Source organism: Prosthecobacter sp., assembly GCF_044222565.1.
Taxonomy (GTDB): Bacteria; Verrucomicrobiota; Verrucomicrobiia; order Verrucomicrobiales; family Verrucomicrobiaceae; genus Prosthecobacter.
Map to the genome: position 1 here is coordinate 63,647 of NZ_JBGANA010000005.1, position 13,612 is coordinate 77,258.

Consider the following 13,612-nt stretch of genomic DNA (forward strand, 5'->3'; position numbering starts at 1 on the left):
TGACAGAATGGAATTGGCCGTCATGAAACGCAAAAGGGAACAAAAAGCCAAAACCTCCCAATGAGACTCATTTTTTGCGCCTCTTTGTGTTTTTTGCGGCCATCCTCTCCCCTCTTCTTCATCCCCTTTCAGCCATCCTCTGCCGTTTTTCGGGAATTCCCCCGAAAGTTTCACCTCTCACAGCACGGATCATTGACTCTCCGCCCCAACTCGTTCGTATCTATCCCATGAAAACCGCGCTCACCCTCCTCACCCTTTTCCTCATGGCCTCCCTAGCCCCGACCTCCTCAGCCGCAGACGCTCCCAAAACCGAGACCGCCGTCATCGGTGGCGGCTGCTTCTGGTGTGTCGAGGCCCAGTACCTCCTCGTCAAAGGGGTTAAAAGCGTCGTCAGCGGCTACGCCGGTGGCAAGACTCTCAATCCCACCTACGAGCAGGTCTGCACTGGAGACACCGGCCACGCCGAAGTCGTCAAAATCGAGTTCGACCCCGCCGTCGTCAGCTACAAGGAGATCATCGACCTCTTCTGGGATGCGCACGATCCCACCAGCGTGACCAAGGAAGACGGCATGCACCACGGCAAGTTCCTGCCCAAAGGCACCGCCTACCAGGGCAATGACTACGGCACCCAGTACCGCTCCGCCATTTACTACACCACCGAAGAGCAGCACAAGATCGCCGAAGCCTCCAAGGCCGAAGTTCAGAAGAAGTGGAAAGACCCCATCGCCACCGAGATCGCCCCGCTCAAAAAATTCTACCCTGCTGAAGACTACCACCAGAACTTCAAAGCCCTCAACCCCAACCAAGGCTACGTCCGCGCCGTGGTCGATCCCAAGACCGAGAAGTTCAAGCACAAGCTCGAAGAGAAAGGCAAGATCAAGCCCGAGGCGAAGTAACCGCCCAGCGTGAAGTGCTCCGCACTCTCCGAGTGCGGCTTCCGGCCCCCTCTCAGCCCAGGCCCCTTCCAAGGCCTGGGCTTTTTCATGCCAGAAAGGGAAAGTGATCATCCTGATCCCGTCCCGCCCTCGCGTTCGCCCACTGCCCTCTAACGAGCATCCCCGTTACCCCAAGGCTTACGCACGAACAGCGTCCAAACATCTGGCTGTCGTGGCGTTCTGTGTCCTTTCGGTCGCTTCCGTCCTTTTCGTCCTTTCGAATGGGGCCTCCGCCTTCGCTGCCTCCTTCATGCGTAAGCCTTCACCTACCCCCATTCGAATCCCTAAGCTCTTGATTTACCTTGCCACCGCCTTGCCAATCTGGCAGAAGAGGCCTCCTTTTCCCACCCATGAGCACCTCCTCCCGCATCCTGACCCGTTTCCTCATCACGCTGGTTTTCGCCCTGGGCGGTGCGGGCTTCGGCGTCATGCAGCAAACCTCACCCATCATCGCCGGCAAAGTTGAGGAAGTTCGCTCGCTGGACAAGCCCCAGCAATTCCGCTCCATGGCAAAGCTCGTCGCAGGCAGAGAAGTGGCCGGCAACGACAGCAGCAACTGGCGCGAGCAGCAGGCGGACTTCTACGGCACGATCCTCGAAACCTGCGAATCCGCCGAAATGAAAAGCCGCGCCCTGGAGCGCGTCAGAGCCCTGAACCCGGACCTCAAGGACAGCGATGTGGACATCCGCGTCTCACAATCCAAAGGCAGCTCCATCTTCAACATCCTGGCCACCGGCACAGACCCCAAATACACCCGCATTTTTCTCGATGCCCTGCTCGATGAATTCATCGCCTTCCGTCAAAGCATCCGAGAGGCGGCGCAGGGCAGGGTGCTCCAGCAGTTCCTGCAGGAAGTCGTAACCAAGCAGAAGGACATGGAGACCTCCGAAGCCGCGCTCGAAAAAGTGCGCGCCAAAGTGGACACCCCGAGCGTGAAGGCGGAGCTCGAGCGCCTCGTCACTCGCCTCAATTCCCTCCGCAACCAGCGCGATGACCTCCGCCTCAAGATCAAGCCTCTCGAAGCCGCAGACGCCACCAAGGCCCCGCTGCAGTCCCAGCTCGAAGCCACCGAATCCGAGATCCAAGGCATCGAGACGGATCTGAAGCGCTACGAGTCTGACCTCGCGGAATTGCGGACGCTGACGGAGAAACACCGGCTGAACACCATGGCCTATGAAAAGCTTTTCCATGAAGTGGAAAAAATTCAGGTCGTGTTCAACAGCGCCTCCGACTACGTCGCCATTCAGGAGCGCGCCACCCCGGCCAGCGAGCACGTTGCCGTCCTGCAGGATCCCTTCACTGGCGCTGCTTCCGGCGGTGTGAAGCTCGGCGGTGTCGCGGTCAGTGGCATCGTTATCGGGGGTGTCATCTTCGGCCTCGCCGGCGCCTTCATCGGCCTCCTGCTGAGCCTTCTCCTGATCCGGGCTCCCAGACCGCAAGCCCCCGCCGCCCTCTGAGCCAGATCTACCCTCTGCTCCGTTCATCGGACCATGAGCATCGCCCGCATCTTGCTCCGCCTCCTTGTCATCCTCGCCTGCGCGGTGCTCGCTGCCGTGGCGGGCGCCATCGCGGGTGTGCGGCAGCAGGCGAATCAGATCACCGAAAAAAGTTCGGAGTACATCTCCATCGCCAAGATCTGGACAAATCTTGGGGCCATTTCTGGCAAGGCGGAGAAAGACGAACGCCCACCGGAATACGTCAGCATCACTGAAGCCCTCGAAGGCCAGGAGATGTACAGCCGCGCTCTGGAACGCGTGAAAGTGCTCAATCCGGACTTCCCCAGGGTTCCCGTGAGCATCCGCATACCCCAGACCAAGGACATCGGCGTTATCAACCTCGTCGCCACCGGCTCAGACCCCAGATACACCCGCGCCCTCCTCAATGCTCTGCTCGATGAGTTCGTAGCCTCCCGTCATGAAATGCGCGAAAGCATCCAGGGCGAAGCCCTGCGGCAGGTGCTCGAGGCAGCGGCAGACCGGCAAAAGGAGATGAAGCAGGCCCAGGCCGCCCTCAAGGCCGCGCCCACGGATGTGGAGTCGCTCGCCGCCACTTCAGATCATGCACGCCTCCTGGCCCGCCTCAAAGCTCAGCAAACCCAGCGCGATGAACTCCGCCTCCAGCTCAAGCCCCTGGCCGAAAACGATGCCGCCCGCGTCCCCCTGCGGGACCGCATCTCCGCCCTCGAGGCTGAGATCAAGGACATCATGGCCGCAATCCAGCGCCACGAATCCACCATTGCAGATCTCCGCAACCTCAGGGAAAAAGCCATCGCTTCCAAGAGCGCCTTCGACAAAGCATTCGCGAAGGCAGATGAGCTTCAGTCCTCCATCGACCACGACGATGTTTACATCCAGGAGCGCGCCTCTCCCGCCTTCGAGCAGGTGATGGACTGGAAAAGACCCGTCGCCCTCTGGGCGCTCGGCGCCGGCCTCGTCGGTGGCATCCTCGGCATTGCGATGAGCGGCGCCCTCGTTCCTGCTCCCCGGCCGCAAGTTCCTGCGGCAGCTTGAAGGAAAGCTCCGCGACTATCTCAAGGAACGAGTGAAGCCCTGGCACGATGGTCTCAGGCCTGCGCCACCAGCGCCAGACGGAAGCGTCCGTCATACTTGCCGCCGGCGTGCAGGCGGCAGCACTTCAGGCAGGCGGTGGGACGGCGAAATTTGCGCACACGATGCACAGTGGTCTGGCAGACAGGGCAGGCGTAGGTCAGCTTGCGCTCAACCTCATTGCGCGGCAGCGGCAGACGGTGGTGGGCCTTTTCTCCGGCGATGCCAAGATCGGCACAAGCCTGCCGCCATTCGCGCCCGTGCGGCTCGATGCGCTTCCGTCCGCTGCGATGATACGCGATCAAATGCGCCAGCTCATGTTTCAACGTGCGATCCACCTGGCCTTCAAACTCGCGCAGCCGCGGGTTCAGCTCGATGGCCCAGCCCGGATAGCGCGCATAGCCCGCGGTGCTGCGCAGGCGGGCATTCCACGTCACCGTTACGAGCTTGGCTCCGCCTGGCAGATCCAGCGCCAGCAGCATGGCCCGTGTCTGCTCCTCCAGTTTCTCATCGCGTCCATCGAGAATGGTTTCCTCATCCGCAGCATCGGCAGCGGGGGTCGGTGCGGGCGGAAGTTCACGCACGGTGCTGAACGGCAACCAGTGCGGCAGCGCGGAGAAATCAAAGCTGAGCTGGGAGAGATCGAGCATGCTCACGACTTACTTCTTCTTTTTGACCTGGACCTTGTGTTCCTGTTCACCGAGTGCGTAGAGCATGTCCGGTGCCACGGATTCGAGGATGAATACGTTTGCACCAATGGTACTGCGCGCACCAATGATCGTGTCGCCGCCAACAATCGTGGCATTGGCATAGACGGTGACGTTGTCTTCCAGAGTGGGATGCCTCTTCTTGCCACGCAGCCCCTGCCCGGCGGCCAGCGAACGCGCCACAAGACCGACGCCCTGATAAAGCTTCACGTGATTGCCGAGAGTGGTGGTCTCGCCAATAACCACACCGGTTCCGTGATCGATGAAGAAATGCGTGCCGATCTCCGCACCGGGATGAATATCGATGCCCGTGCGGCTGTGCGCCCACTCCGTCATCATGCGCGGGATCACCGGCACGTTTTTCAAATAGAGCACATGCGCCGTGCGCTGAATGGCGATGGCTTCGAGTCCGGGATAGGCAAGGATGATCTCCTCAAAGCCACGCGCCGCGGGATCTCCCGCATACGCCGCCTCCACATCCATCTTCAGCAGGGCGCGCACCTCGGCCAGGCCCATGAGGAAGCTGCACACGATGTCGGATGCCTCCGCATCACGATTCTCGTGGTTGCCATTCAGCCGCAGGCTGCGCCGCACCTCCACATTCAGCCGCTCGCGGATGCTGGCGACGAGTTCATTCGTCATCAGCTCCAGCTCCTGGGAAGACACCGCCTCGTCCGAAAAGAAGCCGGGAAAAAGCAGGTGCAGCAAATCTTCGCAAAGGACGGCAATGGCGCGCTTGGACGGCAGATTGCCGCAATCGACGTGGTTGATCCCGCCCACCTCCTGGTATGAGGTCATGAGGCTGTTGACGATTTCGATTTGGCGGCAATCCATGGATGCAGTCAGCGATACCGCGCTGCGATGTGGATTCAAGCGCGGGGGTGAGATGATTGCTGTGAATAACTCACGGAAAAAAGCTTCATCTGGCAAATCAAACCAAAATGATCCATGATCGCGCATCATGCTCATTCGAAACGCCAGCCGTTTGAAAAATGGAAAGCCGAACGAGGATATCACGGAGCTGCTGGCTGGCCTCACGCCGCTCATGCTGCGTTCCTGGGTGGAGTACATCTCCATTCCACGCCATTTCAAATTCAATGCCACCGCCAACCGCACCACGGCTGACTGGATTGCCAAAGAATTGAGCAGCTGGGGCTACCAGGTGAGCTTTCAAGGTCCCTACCGCAATGTCATCGCCGAGCCTTCTTTCTCGGGAGGCGAGGTCATCCTGGTCGGAGCGCACTACGACAGCGTGCCGCAAACTCCCGGAGCTGACGACAATGGCAGCGCCGTGGCCGCGATGCTGGGCTGCGCCAAACTCTGCGCGGAATTTCTACCGGATCTGCCCGTGGTGTTCGTAGCCTTCAACTGCGAGGAGGACGGCCTGCTCGGCAGCAGCGACTGGGTGCAGCACTTTCTGCCCACGGCCGGCTACCGTGTGGCATGCGCGCATGTTTTGGAAATGGTGGGTTATGCCAGCAGTCTTCCCGGCTCACAGAAAGTTCCTCCCGGTCTGCCCCTCAAAATGCCAGACCGTGGCGACTTCATCGGACTGCTCACCAACAACAAAGGTGCGGGCGCGATGAAGAAGGCGCTGCAAACCATCCGAACAGAACGCCCCCAGCTGCCTGCCTATGGCGTCGAAGTGCTGCTGGGTGTGGAAAAATACTTCCCTGTGCTGCACCGCAGTGATCATGCCCCGTTTTGGAAAGCCGGCATTCCTTCCATCATGTGGACGGACACATCCGAGTTTCGCAATCCCCACTACCATCAGGCCACGGATGAGCCTGACACGCTTAACTATGAATTCCTAACGCACGTGACCCAGGCGCTTACAGCCTGTGTGCTGAAACAGTTGGAGCAGATCGAAATGGCCGCATGAGAACCAGCCTGCAAAGATGGCAGTCCCTCTGGCAGCGCCTGGGCCTTACCACTGACGGCGCCGCATGGCATGCGCGGCTTATGACGGCCTATTCAGAGCCACAGCGCGCCGACCATACCCTGCAGCATCTCGAAGAATGCCTGCTATGCCTGGATGAGGCGAAGAAGACCGGCCTGATGGCACAGCCGGACCTCATCGAGATGGCCCTTTGGTTTCATGATGCGGTGTATGATCCCCAAGGCAGCGAGAATGAAGAACTCAGCGCGAAGATGGCTCTGGATGCTGGAGCGGGCGGCGAGGTGGCGCGGCTTATCATGCTGACCAAATCCCACCTGCCGGGAGACGGCGCGGATGATGCCTGGATCATCGACATTGATCTGGCTATCTTCGCGCAGCCCATGGGGCGTGTACTGGAGTATGAGCAACAGATTCGTGCAGAGTATGCCTGGGTGCCGCAGGCGGTGTATGCCGAGAAGCGTGCGGAGATTCTGACGATCTTTTTGAATCGCCAGCAGATTTACCTCACCGGCTGGGCACGCGAACGGTTTGAAGTGCGGGCAAGGGAAAATCTGCGCTTGTTGATCGATTCAGTGAAGCCCTTCACCCCTTGACGCTGCGTCCGCCCCATGGATATGGGCTGACAGAGCCAGGGGAAAAGTACTGCTTCAATTGCTGCAGAGTGCGTCGCGGCAGTTCGAGTTCGATGCGACGAGGCTTTCCTGCAACCTCGAGCTCCAGAGTCATCTGGACTGATTTGCCGTAGTTGAAGATCGGAATGACGCCGACCTCTGTTTCAATCAGTTCATGCGAAACTGCGGTAATCACCTGATTCTGAAAGTCCAGCTCGCCGCCGCGGGTGAGCAAACGTTTGAACTTCACCTGATGCGGCACGGAGTCGAAGTTCCAAAGAACGACCGACACTTTGCCAGAGGCATAGGAATCCCCCGGCCCGAGCGCTCCTATCGACTGCACGATGCCGTGAGCGATGGGGATCTGCTTTTTATCATGATCCACCACGACCACGATTCCAAGCTTGTCTTTCAGGAGCCAGACGCCGTTGTCATAGTACTTCGAGTAAACGGTGGTGCTGGTCTTGCCGGTGGTGCCGTCGTAGCTGCCGACGGTCATGGTGCCGTAGTTGCAGCCCACAAGTCCGAAAACGAGTCCCGCCATGAAGCACAGGCGTAATGTTTGCCTGCTGGCAAAGGGATGAAACTTTCTGAATCCTGTGGAGATCATGCATTGATTCTAGGTGAAGACATTGCCACGTCTAGCCTCAACCCATGCTTCCATCCCTCAACCAGCTCAAACTCCCCGATCCATGGCAGCACCAGGCGGTGAATCTGCTGCGCACGGGAAGCGATGTGGTGGTGAGCGCGCCGACCGGGGCAGGGAAGACGTATATCTTTGAACTGCTGCATCAGGGGCGGCATCTGCAAGGTCAGGCGATCTACACCGTGCCCACGCGCGCGCTGGCGAACGACAAATATGCAGAGTGGAAGGAGGCGAAGTGGCATGTGGGCATTGCCACGGGGGACATCGCGGAGCATGTGGATGCACCGGTGGTGGTGGCCACGCTGGAGACGCAGCTGGAGCGGCTGGTGCGTGGTGAAGGTCCGGCGCTGCTGGTGGTCGATGAATACCAGATGATCTCGGATCATTCACGTGGCGCGAACTATGAAGCGGCCATCGCACTCGCTCCGCAGGAGACGCGGCTGCTGCTGCTCAGCGGCTCGGTGGCCAACCCTGAAGATGTGGCGGCATGGCTGGTGAGCCTGGGACGCAAAGCCGAGGTGGTGATGACGCGTGAGCGGCCCGTTCCGCTGGAGGAAGCGCCCATGGAGACCCTGCCGCAGCGGCAGAAGCAGTTTCAAAACTACTGGCCGCGCTTTGCCGCGGCGGTGATGATGGCCGATCTCGCGCCGCTGCTGATCTTTGCGCCACGCCGCAAGGAGGCGGAGTCGATTGCTCGAAGACTTGCTGCTGATCTGCCGATGGGTGATCCGCTGGAACTTACCGCGGAACAGCGGGCCGTATGCGGCAAGGATTTGGCCACGCTGCTGGAAAAACGCGTGGCTTTTCACCACAGCGGATTGTCTTATGGCGCCCGCGCGGGTGTGATCGAACCGCTGGCGAAGGCCGGGCAGCTCCGTGTCATTGCCGCGACGATGGGTCTCGCGGCAGGCATCAATTTCTCCGTGCGCAGCGTGCACGTGGCGGGCACCACCTTTCATGATGGCAGGAGCGAGCACAAGCTGGCACCCGATGAACTGCTGCAGATGTACGGCCGCGCCGGAAGGCGCGGGCTGGATGACAAGGGCCACGTGATCACCAGCCGCGACAGCCCCTCCATCTTTGACGCTCGCCCCGCGCGCCTGCACCGCAGCGAGCTGCTGGCCTGGCCCATCTTCCTGCGCGTGATGAAGCACGCCGCGCTGCGCGAGGAGAACCCCTTTGATGCCGCCACACGCTTCGCGGGCAGGCTCTTTGCCAAAGTACCGCCGCTGCTCGGGCTGGAAGAGCTGGAGCCGGACGTGGTGCAGCCGCGGCACGAAAACGCGAAGGCGCTCTTCGGCCTGGAGGCCACGGAGAAGCAGGTGCTCAACTCCTACGGCGAGTGGGAGCGCAAACACAAGCACGCTCTGCACCGTGCCCCGCTGAGCCGCGTGCATGCCCTGTTGGGCGTGCCCGCCTTTGCAGCGCGGTTTGCCCATGGCATCGGCCGCGTGGGAAAAATCCGCCGCGAGAAAGACGTGATCTACGGCGTGGAAATCAGCCTCGGCACACCGGTCGGAGATCAGGTGAAGCCCACCAAGTCCATCCGCCGTCTGCTCAAGCTGCCGCGCAACGCAGAGACAGTACCGCTGGAGGAGATCACCGTGCTGCATGCGGGAGACCTGGCCAGGCACATTCTCTCCAGCGTGGAGGAGGCTATTCAGGATGTAGCCCCGGAATTCATCGGCACCGTGATGAAGGAGAATCTCGTCTTTGCCTGCTTTGATCTCTCGCCTGTCGAGGTGATGGCGTATGAGGACGCGCATGGCAGGCTGCTTTTCATGCCGCAGGAGCGCAGCATCGTGGTGAAGAATGAAACCGGTGTGCACACCGCCGAGACCACTACCACCGACCGCCAGCCGCGCGGCGGATCACCCATTCACTCCTGGCGTTCGCTCGGGCTCATCGATTCCAAGGGCGTGCCCACACGGCGCGGGGAGATCTTCAGCTTCTTCCAGCATGGCGAAGGCCTGGCCATCGTGGCGGCGCTGGAGGATGAAAGCTACCACGCCGATGAGCTGGTACACCACATGGCGAACCTGCGCAGCGGCTCCAAATTTGACCTGCCGCTCACCTGCGGCTCCGAACGTCTCGCGGCCGTGTGCCGTGGCACCTACGGCTTCGTCAATCATCAGGGCTATCTGGACAACGGCCTGCCGGAAGACTACGGCGAAGGCGCGGCGGAACTGCTCGATGCGCTGCTGCATCCTGAACAGCCCGGCGCGCAGGATCTCAAAGCCGGCATCGCCGAAGGCGACATCTCCCGCGCGTATGTGGAATGGCTGAGTTTGCTGAGACACATCACGCATGCGCCAGATCATCCGTGGCGTAGATGGAAGGAGCTGAAGGAGGCTGCCAAGCAGACGCTGAAGCACCACACCAAAACCCTGCGCCACTTTTTCCACCTCGACCTGCCACCGCTGACCAACAAGCAACGCCATGGCAAGACGCGGCATTATTTGATGGTGAAGTAGCCACGGCAGAAATTTGGAGTGCGGTCGCGCAGCGAGGCACGAGCGCAGCTACCGCTTTCCGCCGTGCAGGAAAACAGGCGCATACCAAAACCTCCCAAAAGCGGCAGCCTGGAGTCGCTCGCAGCCCCACGACCACACGCACACCACGAGACACTCGAAAGCGGCAGCTCCGCATGCCGCACTCCAAATTCGCCCTCGTGCTTTCGCATGATGATTTGAAGAATTCCCGACGCCACGCAGACTAGGAGTATGAATCTCGACCACCCCCGCATCGCCATCGTCGGCTCCGGCGCGGTGGGCTGCTACTATGGCGGACGTCTGGCACAGCATGGGCATGAAGTGCATTTTCTCATGCGCTCGGACTATGCTCATGTGCATCAGCACGGGCTCAAAATCCGCAGCCTGCATGGCGACTTCGATTTGCCGCAGGTGCTCTGCCACCGCAGCACGGCGGAGATCGGGCCTTGCGATCTGGTCATCATCGCCATGAAGGCGACGGCGAATGAAGCGCTCCTCTCTTTGCTCCCGCCGCTGCTGCACGCCAAGACGGTGATCCTCACCCTGCAAAACGGCCTGGGCAGCGATGACTTCCTGGCGCGGCATTTTGGCTCCGCCCATGTGCTGGGCGGGCTGTGTTTTGTGTGCATCAACCGCATCGCTCCCGGAGACATCCACCACATCGCCCAGGGGCAGATCGCACTCGGAGAACACAGCGGCTCCCCGCAGGTGCGCACGGAGGCGCTGGCTGCGGAGCTTCAGCGCTGCGGCATTCAGTGTCACGTGGAGCCCAGCCTCATCGCCGCACGATGGAAAAAGCTGGTGTGGAATATCCCGTTCAACGGCCTGTCCATCGCCGCAGGCAACAAGGATACCGCCGCCATCCTGGCGGACCCCGTTTTGGAAAAGCGCGTGCGTGACCTGATGCGCGAGATCATCGACACCGCAGGCCATCTCGGGCATGAGATCCCCCTCACACTCATCGACGACATGATCGACCGAACGCGCACCATGTCCGCCTACAAGCCAAGCAGCCTCATCGATTTCCTCGCCGGCAGCGAGGTGGAGCTGGACGCCATCTGGGGCGAGCCGGTGCGGCGCGCGAGCTCGGCGGGAATCGCCATGCCACAGGTGGAGAAACTGCATGAGGAGTTGAAGGCGCGCATTGCCGCCAGATAGTGGTCCGCACAGTCCCCTGTGCGGTAGGACGAGCGTCTCGTGACGGCGCTCCCCGCACAGGGGACTGTGCGGACCACTTTGCTCACGCCCATGTCACTTACTGCTCTTCAAAACGCCCGCCCTGAAACTGCCATCGTGCTGGGCTCCGGTCTTGGAGCCGTGGCAGATGCGTTTGGAATCGAAAGTGAAGTCGCATATGGCGAGGTGCCTGGACTGAGTGCTTCCACGGTGCCGGGGCATGCGGGGCGCTTTGTGATGGCCCATCATCATGGCAAACCGATCCTCCTCGCTCAGGGTCGGCGGCATTTGTATGAAGGGCTCACAGCACATGAGGTCACCGCAGGCATCCGCTTCATGCACGAGATCGGTGTGAAGCGCATCGTGCTCACCAATGCGGCGGGGGCGATCCATGAGAATTTTCATGTCGGGGGGCTGATGCTGATCACGGATCATATCAATCTTCAGGGCACCACGCCGCTGCTCGGCGGTCCGAATTTCCATGACATGAGCGAGGTCTATTCGCGGTCATGGTGCGAGAAGTTCCATGCGGCGAGTTTGGAGATCGGTTTGAAACTGCACGCGGGCGTGTATGCCGGGCTGCTGGGGCCGCAGTACGAGACGCCGGCGGAGATCCGCATGCTGCGCACGCTCGGTGCAGATGCCGTGGGCATGTCCACGGTGGCGGAGGCTATTCAGGCACGTGCGCTTGGGATGGAGGTAGCAGGCATTTCGATGCTCACGAATTGGGCTGCGGGTTTGCGGGCGCAGACGCTGCACCACACGGAGGTGGTGGAGGTGGGGAAGACGGCGGGGATGTATCTGGCGCGGTTGTTGAAGGCGGCGGTGTGATTGCGAGTGGTCAGCGTTTATCGCGTGTTATCAAAAACGCATAGCTGATCAGAGCCCAGAACAAACTGCAGCAGATAAAGAAGATGGGAATATCCAGTACTGAAGGCAGGTGCAGCCACGCAAATGGCGCGGCGAGAATCACTCCAGGTATCTGAAGAATAGTGGTTACAACACCCAACTGTGTGTTTGGCCCGCATGGGCCCCATCCGTCCACATGCATCGATGCGAACAGAACACCCTCGATCACGATCCCCGAGATGATGGCTTTCACACGGAGACTCATCATGGTGATTTTTACGTAGCTGAATAAGTCGAAGCAAGACGTATATGGCAACACTCCAAGCAGTGAATCACTTCTTAGGGCTCAAGAGATTGTCCATGTTCTCGTCGAGCATGGATCGATACTGTCCCACAAAGTAGTCCGTGGCTGCAGTCCGGTTGTTAGCAGCGTCATGATCGAGAGCCGCCATGCAATGAGCGTTGTATCGTGCCGCAGCATAGAGGATGACCGAACTAATACGGGAAGTGGCGTGATCGCCTGTCAGCTCATTGGCAAGCCCGATAAATCGATCCACCAAGGCATAGAATTCCTTGGTGACTGGTTGTTGCTCGGTGTTCATCGGATTGTGCTATTGGGAGAATCAGTGCAACCGTCATACGCTGAATCGAATCCTCTAGATTGAGTCTTCATTCGAAGACTCATCACGATGAACTCGTTCCTGCATCAGCAGCACCCGTTCGCCTTTTCCATCTCACACGCATGCTCTTCGGTGCAGCACGGCATCAGCGGGCGGCCTTCCGTGGCTTCCGGCGCTTCCATTTCCGGATTGGGAGCCTGGGGGGCGAGGCCGAGGTCGCGGAGGAGTTTCATGTCCTCGTTGGCGCGGGGGTTGGCGGCGGTGAGGAGTTTGTCGCCGTAGAAGATGGAGTTGGCTCCGGCGAAGTAGGCGAGGGCCTGGGCTTCGCGGCTCAGATTCGTGCGGCCAGCGCTGAGGCGCACTTTGGCCTTCGGCACGGCGATGCGGGTGACGGCGATCATGCGGATGAAGGCGAAGGAATCGACGACTTCGTTGTCGCCCATGGGGGTGCCTTTGATGGGCATGAGGGCATTGATCGGAATGCTCTCGGGCTGGGGATTGAAGTTCGAAATCACTTCCAGCATTTTCAGGCGGTCCTCAATGGTCTCGCCGAGGCCGAGGATGCCGCCGCAGCAGACGGACATGCCAGCATCCTGCGCGTGGCGGATGGTGCGCAGCCGGTCCTCATAGGTGTGGGTGCTGACGATGTTCGGATAATGCTCCGGAGAAGTATCCACGTTGTGGTTGTAGGCGGTGACACCGGCTTCCTTCAGATCGGTGGCCTCGTCCGCGCCGAGCTCGCCGAGGGTGACGCAGACTTCCATGCCGAGCTTGGAAACGTCGCGCACGATGTCGAGCACTTGGTCAAATTTCTGGGTGCCTTTGCGCACGCCTTTCCAGGCGGCGCCCATGCAAAAACGGGTGGAGCCGCTGGCACGGGCCGCGAGCGCACGCTCCATGATCTGCTCCTTGGGCATCAGCTTCTCCGCCTGCACACCGGTGGTGTAGCGGGCGCTCTGGGCGCAGTAGCCGCAGTCTTCGCTGCAGCCGCCGGTCTTGATGCTCAGCAGGGTGCAAAGCTGCACTTCGTTGCCGGTCCAGTGCTCGTCATGCACGGCGCGGGCCTGCTTGAGGAGGTCGAAAAAGGGCTGGTGATAGATGCGGTGAAGTTCGGCGAAAGTCATGAGCGC

At 60.4% G+C, this 13,612-nt stretch carries 14 protein-coding genes; 8 read left to right on the forward strand and 6 right to left on the reverse strand.

The genetic code is table 11. From position 1 onward, the window contains the following. Positions 1 to 227 precede the first annotated feature (227 nt). From msrA to ACILSR_RS08915, 3 genes are all read left to right on the forward strand, one after another. A complete protein-coding gene (gene msrA, locus ACILSR_RS08905; protein WP_395749404.1) occupies positions 228 to 896 on the forward strand; it encodes a peptide-methionine (S)-S-oxide reductase MsrA in 669 nt (222 codons plus the stop codon). 389 nt (positions 897 to 1,285) lie between these two features. Further along, positions 1,286 to 2,392 carry a hypothetical protein gene (locus ACILSR_RS08910; RefSeq protein WP_395749405.1) on the forward strand — a complete coding sequence of 369 codons (1,107 nt, stop codon included), beginning with the start codon at positions 1,286 to 1,288 and terminating at the stop codon, positions 2,390 to 2,392. A gap of 33 nt (positions 2,393 to 2,425) precedes the next feature. After that, positions 2,426 to 3,445, forward strand: coding sequence for a hypothetical protein (locus ACILSR_RS08915; protein WP_395749406.1), 1,020 nt, complete (start codon positions 2,426 to 2,428; stop codon positions 3,443 to 3,445). Between the two features lie 53 nt (positions 3,446 to 3,498). On the opposite strand, the gene ACILSR_RS08920 is transcribed toward ACILSR_RS08915, so the two are convergent. Next, positions 3,499 to 4,131, reverse strand: coding sequence for a SprT-like domain-containing protein (locus ACILSR_RS08920; RefSeq protein WP_395749407.1), 633 nt, complete (start codon positions 4,129 to 4,131; stop codon positions 3,499 to 3,501). Positions 4,132 to 4,140: 9 nt separating this feature from the next. Next, a complete protein-coding gene (locus ACILSR_RS08925) occupies positions 4,141 to 5,022 on the reverse strand; it encodes a serine O-acetyltransferase (RefSeq protein ID WP_395749408.1) in 882 nt (293 codons plus the stop codon). A gap of 127 nt (positions 5,023 to 5,149) precedes the next feature. Between ACILSR_RS08925 and ACILSR_RS08930 the strand changes: the two genes are divergently transcribed. Beyond that, positions 5,150 to 6,070: a M28 family peptidase gene (locus ACILSR_RS08930; protein ID WP_395749409.1), complete on the forward strand. Its 921-nt coding sequence runs from the start codon at positions 5,150 to 5,152 to the stop codon at positions 6,068 to 6,070. Further along, positions 6,067 to 6,681 (forward strand): N-methyl-D-aspartate receptor NMDAR2C subunit, encoded by a 615-nt coding sequence (locus tag ACILSR_RS08935; RefSeq protein WP_395749410.1) that lies wholly within the window; start codon positions 6,067 to 6,069, stop codon positions 6,679 to 6,681. The genes ACILSR_RS08930 and ACILSR_RS08935 overlap by 4 nt, the downstream gene beginning before the upstream one ends. Here the strand turns inward: ACILSR_RS08935 and ACILSR_RS08940 are convergent. Beyond that, positions 6,671 to 7,309 carry a hypothetical protein gene (locus tag ACILSR_RS08940; RefSeq protein ID WP_395749411.1) on the reverse strand — a complete coding sequence of 213 codons (639 nt, stop codon included), beginning with the start codon at positions 7,307 to 7,309 and terminating at the stop codon, positions 6,671 to 6,673. The two genes, ACILSR_RS08935 and ACILSR_RS08940, sit on opposite strands and share 11 nt — an antisense overlap. A 44-nt stretch (positions 7,310 to 7,353) precedes the next feature. Here ACILSR_RS08940 and ACILSR_RS08945 point away from each other — a divergent pair, with 44 nt between their 5' ends. From ACILSR_RS08945 to ACILSR_RS08955, 3 genes are all read left to right on the forward strand, one after another. Then, on the forward strand, positions 7,354 to 9,819 hold the full coding sequence (locus tag ACILSR_RS08945) for a DEAD/DEAH box helicase (protein WP_395749412.1): 2,466 nt from the start codon (positions 7,354 to 7,356) through the stop codon (positions 9,817 to 9,819). Positions 9,820 to 10,068: 249 nt separating this feature from the next. Further along, on the forward strand, positions 10,069 to 10,995 hold the full coding sequence (locus ACILSR_RS08950; protein WP_395749413.1) for a 2-dehydropantoate 2-reductase: 927 nt from the start codon (positions 10,069 to 10,071) through the stop codon (positions 10,993 to 10,995). Positions 10,996 to 11,085: 90 nt separating this feature from the next. Further along, positions 11,086 to 11,844: a purine-nucleoside phosphorylase gene (locus ACILSR_RS08955; protein ID WP_395749414.1), complete on the forward strand. Its 759-nt coding sequence runs from the start codon at positions 11,086 to 11,088 to the stop codon at positions 11,842 to 11,844. A 10-nt stretch (positions 11,845 to 11,854) separates the two neighbouring features. Here ACILSR_RS08955 and ACILSR_RS08960 read toward each other — a convergent pair whose 3' ends face one another. The 3 genes from ACILSR_RS08960 to bioB all read right to left on the reverse strand — a co-directional run bounded on the left by ACILSR_RS08960 (position 11,855) and on the right by bioB (position 13,606). Then, complete coding sequence (locus ACILSR_RS08960) at positions 11,855 to 12,130, reverse strand: hypothetical protein (RefSeq protein ID WP_395749415.1); 276 nt, start codon at positions 12,128 to 12,130, stop codon at positions 11,855 to 11,857. 64 nt (positions 12,131 to 12,194) lie between these two features. After that, positions 12,195 to 12,464: a DUF3144 domain-containing protein gene (locus ACILSR_RS08965; RefSeq protein ID WP_395749416.1), complete on the reverse strand. Its 270-nt coding sequence runs from the start codon at positions 12,462 to 12,464 to the stop codon at positions 12,195 to 12,197. Between the two features lie 104 nt (positions 12,465 to 12,568). Continuing rightward, a complete protein-coding gene (bioB, locus tag ACILSR_RS08970; protein WP_395749417.1) occupies positions 12,569 to 13,606 on the reverse strand; it encodes a biotin synthase BioB in 1,038 nt (345 codons plus the stop codon). Between the last annotated feature and the right edge of the window lie 6 nt (positions 13,607 to 13,612).